We start from the raw sequence: 17,247 nt of genomic DNA, 5'->3' as shown, positions 1-17,247 counted from the left end.
ACGCGGCTGAGAAAAAATACATTTTCCGGCAACTAAGAAAAATTTCCCTTAGAAATGTGCCCGCACGCCGAACACCAGGTTGCGGCCCGGCAGCGGCGAAATGTCCTTCAACAGCGAAGTCGACAGGCGAACGTCCTGGTTCAGCAGATTCTTCGCCAGCACGAACCAGGTCAGGTCCATCTTGTCGAGCTTCTGGGTGTAGGAGAGGTTGGCGTCGACCAGATTGTAGGCCGGCGTCGGCGTATTCTCGAAGGCCGCCAGGCGGTCCTGGCCGCGCGCATGCGTCCACGACAGTCCGGCGCGCCAGTCGGCCTGGCGGTAGCCGATGCTGGCGCCGATGCGGTCGGCCGGCTGCAGCGGCAGGTTCTCGCCGTTGTCGAGTTTGCCACGCGAGCCGTCGGCGAACAGGCGGCCGTTCCAGCCCATGCCCACCGCGTTCCAGGTCAGCTCGGCTTCCGCGCCCTGGATGTGGGCCGGGGCCTGCTGGAACAGGCGCTGGCGGAATTCGCCGCCGGGCAGGCCTTCCTCGTCGAGTTCGAGGCCGGTGATGTGGCCGTAGATGAAATCGGACACATTGTTGCGGAACAGGTTGGCCTTCCAGCGCAGCAGGCCGGTGTCCTTCTGCAGCGAGAGTTCGATGTTGCGCGAGACTTCCTTCTTCAGGTTGGCATCGCCGACGTCGAAGGTGAGGGTGGCGTCGTGCGGGCCGCCCGAGTACAGCTCGTCGGTGGCCGGTGCGCGCTGGGCATACGACAGGGTCGCGCCGGCGCTGTAGCCTTTCATGAAGGGCCACAGGGCGCCGACCGAGCCGGAACCCAGGTTGAAGCTGCGCTCGGCGTTGCCGACCGGTTCGCGGCGCACGTTCTCGTAGCGCGCGCCGGCGTTCACGCGTACCGGGCCGATCGCGGTCTCTTCGACCAGGAAGGCGGCCTGGGAGGTCGAGTGGGTGACCGGCACGGTGTCCGGGCCGCCGGCCGCCGAGAGCGCCGAGAAGTGGGTGTTCTCGGTCTGTACGCCGAAGGTGCCGTGGAAGCCGAGGCCGCCGACATCGAGGGGCTTGTGGGTCAGCTCCAGGCGCGACTCGAAGGAGCGGTTCTTGAAGATGACTTGCGGCGCCATGTTCACGCCCAGCTCGGCGTGGCGGTAGTCGGTGAAGCCGGCCTTGAAGCGCGCCGTCTCGAAGCCGCTGAAGGGCTCGTGCACCAGGCTGTCGAAGTCGTAGCGGTTCTGGCGCTGGTCGATGCGCGAGCCGTCCGCGCTCGGGATGCCGTAGTTGTTCGACAGGTGGTTCGCCGACACGCCCACATAGCCCCAGTCGCGGATATACGAAGCGCCGGCGCCGATGCTGCGCTCGCTGGTATCGCTGTCCGGCAGGCGGCCGCTGGTGGACGCCGGGTCGTTCAGCACGCGGTTGCCGGGAATCTTGTAGTCGTTGGTGTCGCGCCAGTTGCCGTCGACGTGCATGCCGACGTGGCCGACCGCACCGTCCATCGAGCCGGACACGTTGCGGCCGTTGTCGACGCTGCTGTAGCGGGTCTCGGCCTGGCCGGTCGGCTTGTCTTCGAGTGCGGTCGGGATGCGCTCGTTGACGACGTTGACCAGGCCGCCGATCGCGCCGGAGCCGTAGAGCAGGGCGGCGGGGCCGCGCAGGATCTCGATCTGGCGCGCCACCGCGCCTTCGGAAGCGACCGCGTGGTCGTTCGACAGGCCGGACACGTCCGAGGTGGCCATGCCGTTTTCCAGCATCTTCACGCGCGAGCCTTCCATGCCGCGGATGATGGGGCGCGAGGCGCCGGCGCCGAAGGCCGAGGCGGACACGCCCAGCTCGTTCTGCAGGGTCTCGCCGAGCGAGCTGCCGACCTTGTCGCGCAGTTCGTCGCCGGCCAGCACCTTGGCCGGGGTCAGGATCTGGTCGCCCTCGCCGTTGCGCAGCGGATTGGCGGTGACCACCACCTGCTGGACCTTGCCGTTATTGATGGCCTGGCCGCCGTCGGGCGTTTCCTGGCTCTGGGCTTGAGCAAAAGCGGGGGAATAGGCGAACAGGATCGCGCTGGCGATCAGCGTCGGTTGAATCTTTTTCATTGTTTAAAACCTCGAGCAAATGGATAACGGTCCGCGCTGCCGGGCGCAGGCGCGGCAGGACGGTTGAAGCAGGGCGTTATCAGGCTCGGGGTGGGCCGCGCTGCTGGAAGGGGCAGGCCGCCAGCAGGCAGATGCCGGGCGTCGGTGCGAGGCTGGGAACCGCGTACGCGAGCTCGGCGGGAACGAATTGCCGGACCGTGGCCGGCAGTGCGAAGGCGACCTGGGCGCTGGCCGCGCACTGGCCGCACTGGTCGTGCAGGACCGGTTTGGTCGGCTTGCCGCCGTTGCCGTCGGGGTCGTAGGCGCTCTGCTGCGCCAGCGATTCCTTGACGTCGTTCCAGTGTGAGTAGGCATGGCCGAGCGACAGCTGCTGCGAAACGAGCAGCAGCAGCGACAGTAATACATGGACCAGGCTACGTGACATCCAGCTATTGTACAAAAAAAGACCGGCCCTGGGCCGGTCTCCTTTCAGGTGATCGAGAAGACGATCAGTCGCGGCTGCCGAAGCCGATGCCCAAAAGTCGCAGCAGGGCCGTGAAGATGTTGTACAGATCCAGGTAGATCGACAGGGTGGCGCTGATGTAGTTGGTTTCGCCGCCGTTGATCACGCGCTGCACGTCATAGATCAGCCATGCCGAGAAGATACCCATCGCCATTACCAGTACCACCAGCTGCAGCGCGCTCAGCTGCAGGAAGATGTTGGCGACCGAGGCCAGGATCAGCACGATGGTGCCGGCGAACAGCCAGCTGCCCATGCCCGAGAAATCGCGCTTCGAGACGGTGGCGATGGTCGCCATGCCCGCGAAGATGACGGCGGTGCCGCCGACCGCGCCCATGATCAGGGCGCCGCCGTTGGCGAAGCCCAGGGTGTAGCGCAGCAGCGGGGTCAGCATCAGGCCCATGAAGAAGGTGAAGCCGAGCAGCACCGGCACGCCGGCCGCCGAGTTCTTGGTCTTCTCGATGGCGAAGATGAAGCCGAAGGCGACTGCCAGGAACAGCAGGGCGCCGAGGCCGCCGCCCATGATCGGCATGTGGGTCGTCAGGCCGATGAAGGCGCCGAACACGGTCGGGACCATCGACAGCGCGAGCAGCCAGTAGGTATTGCGCAGTACGCGGTGGCGGACGGCGCGGCCGGCCGAGACGTCATAGGTTTTCTGCAGATTGGGAATCATATTGCCTCCGGGTGAAGAACTTCTGTCGTGTCCAAGATGAGGACGTTTCCTGTCCGTTAAAGACCTTACCGGGCGCCGCTTAAGGCCGGGTTAAGGCCGCGATATGGACGAGTATTTATTACCGCCACTGTAACACCGGCGATGCCGGCCTCGCAATATCGGCCAGCCTCCGGATATATGGTAAAATCGAAGGTTGATTGAGTTCCGATGTTCTCGCGAATTTCTTTATCTAAACCTTTATTTTTATTGGAGTTTATATGGCAATCGAACGCACCCTGTCGATCATCAAGCCGGACGCAGTTGCAAAAAACGTTATCGGTCAAATCTATAGCCGTTTCGAAGGCGCCGGCCTGAAGATCGTCGCAGCCCGCATGGCCCAGCTGTCGCGCGCTGAAGCGGAAGGCTTCTACGCCGTCCACAAGGAGCGTCCGTTCTTCAAGGATCTGGTCGACTTCATGATCTCGGGTCCGGTCATGATCCAGGTGCTGGAAGGCGAAGGCGCGATTGCCAAGAACCGCGAACTGATGGGCGCTACCGACCCGAAGAAGGCCGACAAGGGCACCATCCGCGCCGACTTCGCCGACTCGATCGATGCCAACGCCGTGCACGGTTCGGACGCTGCCGAAACCGCCGCAGTCGAAATCGCCTACTACTTCCCGGCGCTGAACGTCTACTCGCGTTAATGGTGCTGCCCCGCGCAGGCGGGGAAGTTTGTAAAGACGCGAAATTTTTTCGCGCTCAGGCGGTCTGCTGCGTTAAGCTGCATACCCACCCGTAGCAACCCGCTCGCCCAAGCTCGCCCGCCACTGTGTGGCGGGCCCCGGCGGGCGGGATTCATTTAGAAGATACAGGATTTAAAGATGGCAACTCTCACCAACCTGCTGGACTTCGATCCCGCGCAGCTCGTCGCTTACTGCGCCGAGTTGGGGGAGAAGCCATTCCGCGCCAAGCAGCTGCAGCGCTGGATCCACCAGTTCGGCGTGTCGAATTTCGACGACATGACCGACCTCGCCAAGTCGCTGCGCGAAAAACTGAAAACCCGTGCCGAAGTCCGCGCGCCGGCCATCATCAGCGATCACACCTCGAGCGACGGCACCCGCAAATGGCTGGTCGACGTCGGCAACGGCAACGCGGTCGAGACCGTGTTCATCCCGGAAGAGACGCGCGGCACGCTGTGCATCAGCACCCAGGCCGGCTGCGCCGTCAACTGCCGCTTCTGCTCGACCGGCAAGCAGGGCTTCAACCGCAACCTGACCGTGGCCGAGATCATCGGCCAGCTGTGGATGGCCGAGTTCGAGCTGCGCAAGACCAAGGGCATCGAAGGCGGTCCGAAAGGCGAGCGCCAGATCACCAACGTGGTGATGATGGGCATGGGCGAGCCGCTGCTGAACTTCGAGCCGACCGTCACCGCGCTCAAGCTGATGCTGGACGATAACGCCTACGGCCTGTCGCGCCGCCGCGTGACCGTCTCGACCTCGGGCGTGGTGCCGAACATGGACAAGCTGAGCCAGGAATGCGCGGTGGCGCTGGCCGTCTCGCTGCACGGCTCGAACGACCCGCTGCGCGACATGCTGGTCCCGCTGAACAAGAAATACCCGCTGCGCGAGCTGATGGCCGCGTGCAAGCGCTACCTGGCGTTCGCGCCGCGCGACTTCATCACCTTCGAATACTGCATGCTCGACGGCGTCAACGACACCGACGAGCACGCGCGCGAGCTGATCGCCCTGGTCAACGATCCGGTGGTCGGCGTCTCGTGCAAGTTCAACCTGATTCCGTTCAATCCCTTCCCGGAATCGGGCCTGGTGCGCTCGAAGAACCCGCGCATCAAGGCCTTCGCCCAGATCCTGATGGACGCGGGCCTGGTCACCACCATCCGCAAGACCCGCGGCGACGACATCGACGCCGCCTGCGGCCAGCTGGCAGGCGAGGTCAAGGACCGTACCCGCGTCAACGAGCGGATGAGCAAGATGGCGGAGTACCAGCAGAAGTTCGGTCCGAATTTCGGCAAGATCGTGGAGATCCCTTCTTGAAGCCGGTGCTGGCCGCATCCGTCAACGCGATTGCCGGCGCGCTTGCGCTGGCCCTGCTGGCCGGCTGCGCCGGAGCGGGCGGCGATGCGCCGCGCGAACTCAAGACGGCATCCGACCAGACCGCCGCGGAAAAGCGCGCCCAGATCCGCCTGCAGCTGGCGGTCGGCTATTACCAGGACCGCAAGTACGAGATCGCCCTCGACGAGGTCAAGCAGGCGATCGCCGCCGCGCCCGACTTTGCCGACGCCTACGGCTTCCGCGCCCTGATCTACACGGCGATGGGCGAGAACGCGCTGGCCGACGAGAACTACCGCCATGCCCTGCGCCTGGCGCCGCGCAATCCCGACCTGGCCAACAACTACGGCCTGTTCCTGTGCGATGCCGGCGGCAGGCCCGACCAGGCGCTCGGCTTGTTCGAGTCGGCGCTGAAGAACCCGCAGTACCGCTCGCCGGCGAAAGCGCTGACGAATGCGGGCAACTGCAGTCTGAAACTGAAGAATACCGACGCGGCCGAACGCTACCTGCTCGAGGCCCTGCGTTACGAACCCGAGCTGCCGGCCATCCAGGCCGGCCTGGCGAGGGTCTATTTCGAGCGGCGCGACTATACCCGCGCCGGGTTTTTCATCAACCGCCTGACGGACGCAGCGAAGCTCGAGTCGCTGTCGGCCGACGTGCTGTGGCTGGCCATCCGGGTCAAGCACATGCTGGGCGACCGGGCCACGGAAGCCACCCTCGCGGCGCAGCTGCGCAAGCGCTTCCCCGGCTCGGCCGAGTACGCAGCGTTCGAGCGCGGTGCATTTAACGAGTGAGATGACGACGATGAGTTCCGAGCGCGCAGAAGAGCCGACGACGCCCGCCAGCCAGCATGAGATCCCGGGCAAGGTGCTGGCCGCCCAGCGCGAAGCGATGGGTTGGACCGTGGAGCAGGTGGCCGACCAGCTGAAACTGGCCGTGCGCCAGGTGGTGGCGCTGGAGGCCGGCGATTACGCATCGCTGCCGAGCCCGGCCGTGACGCGCGGCTTCGTGCGCGCCTATGCCAAGCTGATGAAACTCGATCCGGCGCCGCTGGTCGCGCAGATCGCGATCGACACGCCGGCCCCGGCCGAAGCCAACCCGGCCGCGGTGCGCCGCCCGAGCCCGGCCTCGTTCTCGCAGGCGAAATTCCCCTCGCACGGCAAGCGTTCCTCGCTGCCGCTGGGCTGGATCGCCGGCGCCGTGGCGGTGGTCGCCGTCGCCGGCGCGGCCTGGCACTTCGGCCTGATCCCGGGCGGCCAGCGTGCCGAATCCGGCAGCGTGGCCAAGCCGGAAGCGGCGCATGGCGCTTCCGCCGACGCTACCAGCGGCAGCTCGACCGAGACCCTGCAGAATCCGTCGGTGCCGCTGATCTCGGTGCCGGGCTCGGCCGGCAGCCAGGCCGAAGCGCCGGCCGCCGCGCCGGGCGCCGTCGTGAATGCGCCGGCCAGCACCGCCACCGGCGCGCCGCCGACCACCAGTTCCACCGCCCAGCTGACTGCTCCGCCGGCCAATCCGGCGACCGTGCAGGCGGCGGCTGCCGCCCCGGCTGCGACCGCGCCGGCCGCCGCCGCGTCGGCCAGCGGCGCCAACGCCCTGGTGCTGAGTGTGCGCGAGGATGCCTGGATCGAAGTGCGTCCGGCCAAGGGCGGTACCCCGATGATCAAGCGCCTCGTCAAGGCTGGCAGTACCGAAACCGTGAACGTCGACCAGCCCGTGCGCGTGATCGTCGGCAACCCGGGCGCTGTCTCGGCCAGCCTGCGCGGCGCCCCGGTGGCGCTGCCGCTGGTGCCGGGCAAGACCTACTCGCTGGTTAACGTGCAATAAGCGTGCAATAAATTGCAATAACGGACTACACCGCAACATGACCACTACACATTCGCCCATTCCCTCCGGTCCGCTGGCGCGCCGCGCCAGCCGCAGCGTGCTGGTCCAGCACGGCGAGCGCAAGGTCTGGGTCGGCGGCGACGCCCCCGTCGTCGTGCAGTCGATGACGAATACCGATACCGCCGACGTGATCGGCACCGCGATCCAGGTCAAGGAGCTGGCGCGCGCCGGTTCCGAGATCGTGCGCATCACGGTCAACACGCCGGAAGCCGCGGCCGCCGTGCCGGCCATCCGCGAACAGCTCGACAAGATGGAGGTCGACGTCCCGCTGGTCGGCGATTTCCACTACAACGGCCACCTGCTGCTGCGCGACTATCCGGAATGTGCCCAGGCGCTGTCGAAGTACCGTATCAATCCGGGCAATGTGGGACAGGGCGCCAAGCGCGACACCCAGTTCGCCCAGATGATCGAAATCGCGATCAAGCACGACAAGCCGGTCCGTATCGGCGTCAACTGGGGCAGCCTGGACCAGTCGCTGCTGGCCCGCATCATGGACGAGAACGCCGCCCGCGCCCAGCCGTGGAGCGCCCAGGCCGTGATGTACGAAGCCCTGATCACTTCGGCGATCGAGAATGCCGTGCGCGCCGAAGAAATCGGCCTGGCGCGTGACAAGATCATCCTGTCGTGCAAGGTGTCGGGCGTGCAGGACCTGATCGCCGTCTACCGCGAACTCGGCAAGCGCTGCGACTACCCGCTGCACCTGGGCCTGACCGAGGCCGGCATGGGCAGCAAGGGCATCGTCGCCTCGACCGCGGCACTGTCCGTGCTGCTGCAGGAGGGCATCGGCGACACCATCCGCATCTCGCTGACCCCGGAACCGGGCGGCGACCGCACCAAGGAGGTGGTGGTGGGCCAGGAAATCCTGCAGACCATGGGCTTGCGCAAGTTCACCCCGATGGTGATCGCCTGCCCGGGTTGCGGCCGCACGACCTCGACGGTGTTCCAGGAACTGGCCGACAATATCCAGACCTTCCTGCGCGAGCAGATGCCGGAGTGGAAGAAGACCTATCCGGGCGTGGAAGCGATGAACGTGGCCGTGATGGGCTGCATCGTCAACGGTCCGGGCGAATCGAAGCACGCGAACATCGGCATCTCGCTGCCCGGCACCGGCGAGTCGCCGGCGGCGCCGGTCTTTGTGGATGGCCAAAAGGTCGCTACACTGCGGGGCGAGCGGATCGTGGATGAGTTCAAGACGATCGTGCTGAATTACGTGCAGAAGAATTATTCGAAGCAGGCTGAAACCATTTAACTGTCATTCCCGCTTTCGCGGGAAGACGGGCCGGGCAGTGTCCGGCACGACAGTAACGGGAAATTGAAATGTCCGATAAAAAAGAAAAGATTGTCGCCATCAAAGGCATGAACGACATCCTCCCGGCCGACGCGCCGCTGTGGGAGCTGTTCGAAAACACCGTGGAATCCGTGCTGAAGAGCTACGGCTACCAGAAGATCGTCACCCCGATCGTCGAGGAAACCGGCCTGTTCGCGCGCGCCATCGGCGCCGTCACCGACATCGTCGAGAAGGAAATGTATTCCTTCGAAGACTCGATGAACGGCGACCAGCTGACCCTGCGCCCCGAAGGCACGGCCGGCGCGGTGCGCGCCGTGGTCGAGCACAACCTGGCCTACGACGGTCCGAAGCGCCTCTGGTACAAGGGCCCGATGTTCCGCCACGAGCGTCCGCAGCGCGGCCGCTACCGCCAGTTCTTCCAGTTCGGCGCGGAAGCGATCGGCTTTGCCGGCCCGGACATCGACGCCGAACTGATCATGCTGTGCCGCCGCGTCTGGGATGATCTCGGCCTGGACAACATCCGCCTCGAACTGAACTCGATCGGCAATGCGGAAGAGCGCCAGCGCCACCGCGCCGACCTGATCGCCTACTTCGAAGCCAATAGCGAACAACTGGACGCCGAGGCCCAGCGCCGCCTGCACGCCAACCCGCTGCGCATCCTCGACACCAAGAATCCGGCGATGCAGGACCTGGTCAATGCCGCGCCCAAGCTGATCGAATACCTGGGCGGCGAGTCGCTGGCCCATTTCGAAGGCCTGAAGAAGATCCTCGACGCCAACAACGTCCAGTACACCGTCAACCCGCGCCTGGTGCGCGGCCTGGATTACTACAACCGCACCGTGTTCGAGTGGGTCACCGACGAGCTGGGCGCCCAGGGCACCGTGTGCGCCGGCGGCCGCTACGATCCGCTGATCGAAATGGTGGGCGGCAAGCCGACCCCGGGCATCGGCTTCGCGATGGGCATGGAGCGCCTGATCGAGCTGATGAAGGGCCAGGGCGAGCCGGCCGCGCCGAGCCAGTGCGACGTCTACATGGTCCACCAGGGCGAGGAAGCGCAAATGAAGGCCTTCATCCTGGCCGAGCGCATCCGCGACGCCGGCCTGGACGTGGTCCTGCACTGCGCGACCGCGCAGGGCGCCGGCAGCTTCAAGAGCCAGATGAAGAAGGCCGACGCCTCGGGCGCGGCGTTCGCCGTGATCATCGGCGAGGACGAGGTCAAGAACGACGTGGTGGCGGTGAAGTCGCTGCGCGAAGCCGAGGGTGCTGCCCAGCAGACCAGCGTCGCCTTCGACGAGGCGGTCGATTTCATCGTCGACCAGGTCATCGGCGACCACGATCACGATCACGATCACGACCACGTGCACTATCATCCGTAATCCACCCATCCATTAACCAAACACGAAACTGAGTCCATGGCATACGATCTCGAAGAACAGGAACAGATAGCCAATTTCAAGGCCTTCTGGAACCGCTTTGGCAACCTGATCAGCTGGGTGCTGATCATCGCGCTGGGCAGCTACGCCGGCTACAACTTCTGGAATTCGCACCAGCGCGGCAAGGCAGCCGAAGCCTCGGGCCTGTACGACCAGATGTTCGAGGCCGCCCAGGCCAACGACAATGCCAAGGTCCAGCGCATGGCCGCCGACATCGAAAGCAAGTACGACAGCACCGCCTACGCCCAGATGGCTGCGCTGGCCGCCGCCAAGACCGCTTTCGACGCCAACGACCTGAAGACCGCCAAGGCCCAGCTGCAGTGGGCGGTCGACCATGGCAACGACGAGTACAAGTCGATCGCGCGCCTGCGCCTGTCCGGCGTGCTGCTCGACGAGAAAGCCTATGACCAGGCGCTGACCCTGCTGAACGGCGACTTCCTGCCGCAGTTCGCCGCCGAGGTCGCGGACCGCAAGGGCGACGTCCTGGTGGCGCAGAACAAGCTGCCCGAAGCCCGCACCGCCTACCAGGCCGCGCTCGAGAAGATGGACAAGAAGCACCCGGGCCGCCAGATCGTGCAGATCAAGCTGGAGGCGATCGGTGGTGCTGTGCCGGCTGAGAAGGCCGCGGCATAAGAACCACGGTCATTCCCGACGTTTTAACGTGCGCCTTACCGCGCACACGTATTCGTAATTTGTACGTCCAAGAACAAGGCAAAAGAATATGCGTATTACCCGGAAGCTCGTAGGTGTCGGTGTCCTCGCCCTGATGACGGGCTGCTCGACGATCAGTTCCCTGAACCCGTTCGCATCCAAGCCGAAGGGCAACCTGCCGGCGCCGCTGGTCGACCTGAAAGGTTCGATGGCGGTGCGCACCGCCTGGAAGCTGGAAGTCGGCAAGTCCCGCAACTACCAGTTCAGCCCCGCGCTGGCCGGGAATACCGTGATCGCCGCCGGCGGCGACGGTACCCTCGTGCGTGCCGAAGCCGACAGCGGCCGCCAGCTGTGGCGCGTCAAGGCCGGCATGGAACTGACCGCCGGCGTCGGCACCGACGGCAACTACATCGTCGTCGGCGGCGACAAGGGCACGCTGATGGCCTTCGACATGGACGGCAAGCAGCTGTGGAAGGCCCAGCTGTCGAGCGAGATCCTGTCGTCGCCGGTGGTGGGGCAGGGCATCGTGGTGGCGCGCAGCATCGACAATCGCATCGTCGGCTACGACGCCGCGACCGGCCAGAAGAAATGGACCGTGCAGCGCACCTCGCCGCCGCTGACCCTGCGCCTGGCGCCGGGCATGGTGGTGCACGACAAGGATGTCATCGTCGCCCAGCCGGGCGGCAAGCTGCTGTCGCTGCTGCTGGCGACCGGCGCACCGCGCTGGGAAGTCGAAGTCGGCGTGGCGCGCGGCGCCACCGAACTGGAGCGCGTGACCGACATCGGCGGCTATCCGGCGGTGTTCGAGGGCGACGTCTGCGCCGTCTCCTACCAGGGGCGCGCCGGCTGCTGGGACCTGCTGAACGGCAGCCCGCGCTGGACCCGCGACCTCTCGTCGGAAGCCGGCGTGGCGGTCGACCAGCGCTTCCTGTTCGCCAGCGACGACAAGGGCGCCGTCTATGCCTTCAACCGCGACAGCGGCACCAGCGCATGGAAGAACGACAAGCTGGCCTTCCGCCGCCTCTCGACCCCGGTCTCCTACGGCCGCACGGTCGCAGTCGGCGACTATCAAGGCTACGTGCACTTCCTGTCGCGTGAGGACGGCGCCTTCCTGGCCCGTGCCGCCACCGACGGCAGTGCGATCAGTACGACTCCGCTGGTGGCGGGTTCGAACCTGATTTTTCAAACACAAAATGGAACTGTGACCGCCATCGCGGTCGAATAACAATTAAATGAAGCCGGTAATCGCACTCGTAGGACGTCCCAACGTCGGGAAGTCCACCTTATTCAACCGCATGACCCGCTCGCGCGATGCGCTGGTGGCGGACCTGCCGGGCCTGACGCGTGACCGTCACTACGGCGAGGGCCGCCTCGGCGAACGCCCCTTCCTGGTGATCGACACCGGCGGCTTCGAACCCGTCGCCAAGGAAGGCATCATGCACGAGATGGCGCTGCAGACGAAGCAGGCCGTGGCCGAAGCGGACATCGTGATGTTCATCGTCGACGGCCGCCAGGGCCTGACCCCGCACGACAAGACCATCACCGACTTCCTGCGCAAGTCCGGCCGCAAGGTCATGCTGGTGGTGAACAAGAGCGAGGGCATGAAGTACACCAGCGTCACCGCCGAGTTCTACGAGCTCGGCATGGGCGATCCCTACGTGATCTCGGCCGCCCACGGCGACGGCGTGCTCGACCTCGTCAACGAGGCGATCGACGAAGCCGCCACCCTGCGCCCGCAGGAAGAGGCGGAATTCGATCCGGCCGACTACGGCGTCAAGATCGCCCTGATCGGGCGCCCGAACGTCGGCAAGTCCACGCTGATCAACACCCTGGTCGGCGAGCAGCGCGTGATCGCCTTCGACATGCCGGGCACCACCCGCGATTCGATCGAAGTACCTTTCGAGAAGAACGGCAAGCACTATACGCTGATCGACACCGCCGGCATCCGCCGCCGCGGCAAGGTGTTCGAGGCGGTCGAGAAGTTCTCGGTCGTGAAGACCCTGCAGTCGATCTCGGAAGCCAACGTGGTCGTCCTGATGCTGGACGCGCAGGCGGACATCGCCGAGTCGGACGCCCACATCGCCGGCTTCATCCTCGAAACCGGGCGCGCGCTGGTGGTTGCCGTCAACAAGTGGGACGGCCTGACCTCCGACCAGCGCGACCAGGTCAAGAACGACATCGACCGCAAACTCGATTTCCTGTCCTTCGCCGAGACCAAGTTCATCTCGGCGCTCAAGGGCACCGGCATCAATCACCTGATGAAGGCGATCGATACCGCGTATGCCGCCGCCACCGCCAAGCTGTCGACGCCGCGCCTGACCCGCGCGCTGCAGGAAGCGGTCGAGAAGCAGGAGCCGAAGCGCAAGGGCAGCACCCGTCCGAAGATGCGCTATGCCCACCAGGGCGGCCAGAATCCGCCCATCATCGTCATCCACGGCAATGCCCTGGACGGCATCACCGAGCCGTACAAGCGCTATCTGGAGAAGCACTTCCGCGAGACTTTCGACCTGATCGGTACCCCGCTCAGGATCGAACTGCGCAGCGGCAAAAACCCCTTCGCCAAGGAGTGATCGATGCCGGGGGCATCGATCACGCTGGGCACACCGTGCCCACGCGTAGCGAATGTGATTTGCCGGCGTCACGCGTGGGCACCTGCTGCCCACCCTACCGGTTTTTAAGCCAGAATTAACCGTACGAGTACGACAGAAAACGGTAAAACAGGTTACAGTAGGCTTGGAAAAACATTCACAAAGTGAGAATGTTGGCCCAAGCACTTGAAAATCGGCATAGCGCCTCAATTTTTATACGACAACAACACCACGGAGCTGTTATGAGCAACAAAGGGCAACTGTTACAAGACCCATTCCTGAACGCCTTGCGCAAGGAGCACGTCCCCGTTTCGATCTATCTGGTCAACGGTATCAAGCTCCAGGGACACATCGAGTCCTTCGACCAGTATGTGGTTCTGCTCCGTAATACCGTCACCCAGATGGTCTACAAGCACGCCATTTCCACCGTCGTTCCCGCACGCGCCGTCAACCTCAACCTCGAACAAGACGCCGAGTGAGGTCGATGGCTGACGTGTCCGGCAACACCATGCGCGCAGCATTGGTCGGTATCGACTTTGGCCGTGGCGATTTCGCGGCCAGCCTGGAAGAACTGGCATTGCTGGCGCGTTCCGCCGGAGCGGATCCGATCACCACGATCACCGCAAAACGCAACAGTCCTGATCCAGCGCATTTCGTCGGCAGCGGCAAGGCCGACGAAATCGCCCAGGCCTGCCTGGCCGAGCGGATCGAGATCGTCATCTTCAACCACGCCCTGTCGCCCGCCCAGCAACGTAACCTGGAGCGCCGCCTCAATATCCGCGTGGTCGACCGTACCAGCCTCATCCTTGACATCTTCGCCCAGCGCGCCCAGAGCCACGAGGGCAAGCTGCAGGTCGAGCTGGCCCAGTTGCAGCACCTGGCCACGCGCCTGATCCGCGGCTGGACCCACCTGGAACGCCAGAAGGGCGGTATCGGCCTGCGCGGTCCCGGCGAAACCCAGCTCGAGACCGACCGCCGCCTGATCGGCGAGCGCGTCAAGATGCTGCGCACCCGCCTGTCCAAGCTGCGCAAGCAGCATGAAACCCAGCGCCGCTCGCGCGGACGCAACCAGACATTCTCGGTGTCGCTGGTCGGCTATACCAATGCCGGCAAGTCGACCCTGTTCAACACCCTGACCAAGGCCGGGGTGTACGTCGCGAACCAGCTGTTCGCGACCCTGGACACCACCAGCCGCCGCCTCTACCTGGGGCAGGAAACCGGCAACGTGGTGGTGTCCGACACGGTTGGTTTCGTGCGCGAACTGCCGCACCAACTGGTGGCCGCCTTCCGCGCCACCCTGGAAGAAACCATCCATGCCGACCTGCTGCTGCACGTGGTCGACGGCTCGTCACCGGTGCGGATGGAGCAGATCGAGCAGGTCAACGAGGTGCTGCGCGAAATCGGCGCAGACCACATCCCGCAGATCCTGGTCTGGAACAAGATCGATGCGGCCGGGCTCGAGCCCGGGGTGGAACGTGATGAATATGATAAAATCAGCCGCGTTTTTATCAGCGCCCATAGTGGCGCCGGCCTGGATCTGCTGCGCGACGCGATCGTCGAGGCGGCCAGACCCGAGCCCGGTGTGACGCATGCCGACGAGCAGGACGGCGACGATTCCGGCTTCGCGCACGACGTGCAGCCCGGGACGGCTGAGAATATTCCGAATTCCACCCATGTGGGACCACACTAGCCTATGCTCGTTTCACTCTTCAAACGTCTCGGCATCACCCTGTCACTGAACGATCCCCGCTGGGGCCACAAACCCGGCGACGAACGCAAGATCCAGCAGGGTAAGAACCAGGGCAACGACGGTCCGCCCGATCTCGACCAGCTGTGGCGCGATTTCAATCAGCGCCTGAACCGCCTGTTCGGCAAGCGCGGCGGCGATGGTGGCGGCTATCGCCCGGATGCCCGGGGCGTCGGCGTCACCGCGACCGTGGTCGGCGCCATCCTGGTCCTGATCTGGCTCGCCAGCGGCGCCTTCATCGTGCCGGAAGGCCAGGTCGGCCTCGTCACCACCTTCGGCGAGCTGTCGCACAAGACCGGCGCCGGTTTCAACTGGCGCTGGCCGGCCCCGTTCCAGGCCCACCAGACGGTCAACGTGAGCCAGGTCCAGACCGTCGAAGTCGGCTACCGCGCGAACGTGCGCAACAAGCAGCTGAACGAAGCCCTGATGCTGACCGCGGACGAGAACCTGGTCGACGTCCAGTTCTCGGTGCAGTACAAGGTCACCGATCCGGTCGCCTGGGTATTCAACAACAGCGACCAGGTCGAGACCATGCGCGATGCCGCCGAAACCGCCGTGCGCGAACTGGTCGGCCGCCGCAGCATGGATGCCGTGCTCGCCGAAAACCGCGACAAGCTGGCCGGCGAAGCGCGCGTCATGGTCGAGCAGATGCTGGAGCGCTACAAGATGGGCGCCGACGTCACTGGCGTGACCGTGCAGTCGCTGGCGGCGCCCGAGCAGGTGGCAAGCGCCTTCGAGGAAACCGTCAAGGCCCAGGAAGACCGGTCCCGTGCCCGCAGCGAAGCCCAGGCCTATGCCGACGACATCGTCCCGCAGGCCAAGGGCAAGGCGGAGCGCATGAAGCAGGATGCCGAAGCCTACCGCGCGACCACCGTGAACACGGCGGAAGGCAATGTCGCCCGCTTCAACCAGGTCGTGGCCGAATACGCGAAGGCGCCAGGCGTCACCCGCGACCGCATGTACATCGACACCATGCAGCAGATCTTCTCCAGCACCAGCAAGGTCATGATCGACGCCAAGACCTCGAACCAGATCTACCTGCCGCTCGACCGCATGCTGAACCAGTCGGTCGCCAACGAGCAGGCGATGGGCAGCCGTTCGGGCCCGGTCATGCCGGCGCCGCAGGGCGCCCAGGGCCAGCCGAACCAGGCGCAGCAGCCCCAGGCCCAGCAGCAGGCCCAGGGTCAGCAAGCGCCGCAGCCGCAGAACCCGCAACAGCAGGTCCAGGCCGTGCCCGCAACGGAGAACCACCCGCTGGAATCGGTGCGCAAGATCGATCCGCGCAGCCGCGATTCCTCGCGTGAAAGGGAGACCCGCTGATGAGCCGCCTGATTTCGATCGTGATCGGGGCGGCCATCGTCCTGAGCCTGCTCGCCTCGAGCTTCTTCGTGGTCGACCAGCACCGCTATGCCGTGGTCTATGCCCTCGGCGAGCTGCGCGAGGTGATCAAGGAGCCCGGCCTGCACTTCAAGCTGCCGTCGCCGCTCCAGACCGTGGTCTACCTCGACAAGCGCCTGCAGACCCTCGACACCGCCGACGGCGAACGCTTCGTGACGGCGGAGAAGAAGGACCTGCTGGTCGACGCCTTCGTCAAATGGCGCATCACGGATCCGCGCCAGTACCTGGGCGCGGTCGGCAGCGGCAACGCCGGACGCGGCGCCGAACGCGTGGCCCAGGTGGTGCAGGTGGCCATGAACGCCGAGATCGCCACCCGCAAGGTCGGCGAAGTCGTCTCCGGCCAGCGCCAGGAGCTGGCGAATGCCCTGCGCGAGCGCGTGGCCGCCAACAGCCGCCAGCTCGGCGTCGAGATCGTCGACCTGCGCCTCAAGCGCGTCGACTTCACCGCCCAGGTCAACAACGCGGTGTTCGAGCGCATGAAGGCCGAGCGCCTGCGCGTGGCCGCCGAGACCCGCTCGACCGGCACGTCCGAAGCCGAGCAGATCCGCGCCGACGCCGAACGCCAGCGCAGCGTGATCCTGGCCGAAGCCTTCCGCAACGCCGAAACCATCAGGGGCGAGGGCGATGCCAAGGCGAGCCAGATCTATGCCCAGTCCTTTGGCAAGAACCCCGAGTTCTACCGCTTCTACCGCTCGCTGGAGGCCTATCGCGCCACCTTCAAGAGCCGCAGCGACGTGCTGGTGCTGGATTCGAATTCCGAGTTCTTCAAGTATTTCCGCGGGCCCGGCGCGGGTAAATGACGTGTGGGCGTGGGCGCGGGGCGCCCACCCTACGCATACTGTAGGGTGGGCACCCCGTGCCCACGAAGCAACGTTAACAATCGCTCCACCCATCTTCCGCGCCAATCCCGGCCGGTTTTCGGTTAAAATCGTCGATTCGGCGCAGAATACGCGTGCAAA

At 65.2% G+C, this 17,247-nt stretch carries 16 protein-coding genes; 13 read left to right on the top strand and 3 right to left on the bottom strand.

The genetic code is table 11. The features are described from left to right. Positions 1-48: 48 nt before the first annotated feature. The 3 genes from AB4Z32_RS11085 to AB4Z32_RS11075 all read right to left on the bottom strand — a co-directional run bounded on the left by AB4Z32_RS11085 (position 49) and on the right by AB4Z32_RS11075 (position 3,254). Positions 49-2,082 carry a TonB-dependent receptor gene (locus AB4Z32_RS11085; RefSeq protein ID WP_442121892.1) on the bottom strand — a complete coding sequence of 678 codons (2,034 nt, stop codon included), beginning with the start codon at positions 2,080-2,082 and terminating at the stop codon, positions 49-51. Positions 2,083-2,161: 79 nt separating this feature from the next. Continuing rightward, positions 2,162-2,506, bottom strand: coding sequence for a DUF2946 family protein (locus tag AB4Z32_RS11080; RefSeq protein WP_442121891.1), 345 nt, complete (start codon positions 2,504-2,506; stop codon positions 2,162-2,164). Positions 2,507-2,570: 64 nt separating this feature from the next. Beyond that, positions 2,571-3,254: a Bax inhibitor-1/YccA family protein gene (locus AB4Z32_RS11075; RefSeq protein ID WP_442121890.1), complete on the bottom strand. Its 684-nt coding sequence runs from the start codon at positions 3,252-3,254 to the stop codon at positions 2,571-2,573. A 257-nt stretch (positions 3,255-3,511) separates the two neighbouring features. Here AB4Z32_RS11075 and ndk point away from each other — a divergent pair, with 257 nt between their 5' ends. The 13 genes from ndk (at position 3,512) to hflC (ending at position 17,088) form a co-directional block, all read left to right on the top strand. Next, on the top strand, positions 3,512-3,937 hold the full coding sequence (ndk, locus tag AB4Z32_RS11070) for a nucleoside-diphosphate kinase (RefSeq protein ID WP_047824070.1): 426 nt from the start codon (positions 3,512-3,514) through the stop codon (positions 3,935-3,937). Positions 3,938-4,114: 177 nt separating this feature from the next. After that, positions 4,115-5,284 carry a 23S rRNA (adenine(2503)-C(2))-methyltransferase RlmN gene (gene rlmN / locus AB4Z32_RS11065; protein WP_442121889.1) on the top strand — a complete coding sequence of 390 codons (1,170 nt, stop codon included), beginning with the start codon at positions 4,115-4,117 and terminating at the stop codon, positions 5,282-5,284. Next, on the top strand, positions 5,281-6,093 hold the full coding sequence (gene pilW, locus AB4Z32_RS11060) for a type IV pilus biogenesis/stability protein PilW (protein WP_442121888.1): 813 nt from the start codon (positions 5,281-5,283) through the stop codon (positions 6,091-6,093). Before rlmN ends, pilW begins: the two co-directional genes overlap by 4 nt. Position 6,094: 1 nt before the next feature. After that, entirely contained in the window at positions 6,095-7,123 is a 1,029-nt protein-coding gene (locus AB4Z32_RS11055) for a helix-turn-helix domain-containing protein (RefSeq protein ID WP_442121887.1), read from the top strand. A 37-nt stretch (positions 7,124-7,160) separates the two neighbouring features. Further along, on the top strand, positions 7,161-8,432 hold the full coding sequence (ispG, locus tag AB4Z32_RS11050; RefSeq protein WP_442121886.1) for a flavodoxin-dependent (E)-4-hydroxy-3-methylbut-2-enyl-diphosphate synthase: 1,272 nt from the start codon (positions 7,161-7,163) through the stop codon (positions 8,430-8,432). 68 nt (positions 8,433-8,500) lie between these two features. Continuing rightward, a complete protein-coding gene (gene hisS, locus AB4Z32_RS11045) occupies positions 8,501-9,847 on the top strand; it encodes a histidine--tRNA ligase (RefSeq protein WP_442121885.1) in 1,347 nt (448 codons plus the stop codon). A 36-nt stretch (positions 9,848-9,883) separates the two neighbouring features. After that, a complete protein-coding gene (locus AB4Z32_RS11040; protein WP_442121884.1) occupies positions 9,884-10,537 on the top strand; it encodes a YfgM family protein in 654 nt (217 codons plus the stop codon). 88 nt (positions 10,538-10,625) lie between these two features. After that, on the top strand, positions 10,626-11,780 hold the full coding sequence (gene bamB, locus AB4Z32_RS11035; RefSeq protein ID WP_442121883.1) for an outer membrane protein assembly factor BamB: 1,155 nt from the start codon (positions 10,626-10,628) through the stop codon (positions 11,778-11,780). 7 nt (positions 11,781-11,787) lie between these two features. Then, entirely contained in the window at positions 11,788-13,125 is a 1,338-nt protein-coding gene (der, locus tag AB4Z32_RS11030; RefSeq protein WP_442121882.1) for a ribosome biogenesis GTPase Der, read from the top strand. A gap of 260 nt (positions 13,126-13,385) precedes the next feature. After that, entirely contained in the window at positions 13,386-13,622 is a 237-nt protein-coding gene (gene hfq / locus AB4Z32_RS11025; protein WP_036168820.1) for an RNA chaperone Hfq, read from the top strand. A 29-nt stretch (positions 13,623-13,651) separates the two neighbouring features. Next, positions 13,652-14,833, top strand: coding sequence for a GTPase HflX (gene hflX / locus AB4Z32_RS11020; RefSeq protein ID WP_442121972.1), 1,182 nt, complete (start codon positions 13,652-13,654; stop codon positions 14,831-14,833). 3 nt (positions 14,834-14,836) lie between these two features. Next, a complete protein-coding gene (gene hflK / locus AB4Z32_RS11015) occupies positions 14,837-16,210 on the top strand; it encodes an FtsH protease activity modulator HflK (RefSeq protein ID WP_442121881.1) in 1,374 nt (457 codons plus the stop codon). Further along, positions 16,210-17,088, top strand: coding sequence for a protease modulator HflC (hflC, locus tag AB4Z32_RS11010; RefSeq protein WP_442121880.1), 879 nt, complete (start codon positions 16,210-16,212; stop codon positions 17,086-17,088). The genes hflK and hflC overlap by 1 nt, the downstream gene beginning before the upstream one ends. Positions 17,089-17,247: the final 159 nt, after the last annotated feature.

It is taken from the genome of Massilia sp. 2TAF26, assembly GCF_052115005.1.
GTDB lineage: Bacteria > Pseudomonadota > Gammaproteobacteria > Burkholderiales > Burkholderiaceae_D > Telluria.
This window is presented reverse-complemented; position numbering and strand designations above follow the sequence as displayed.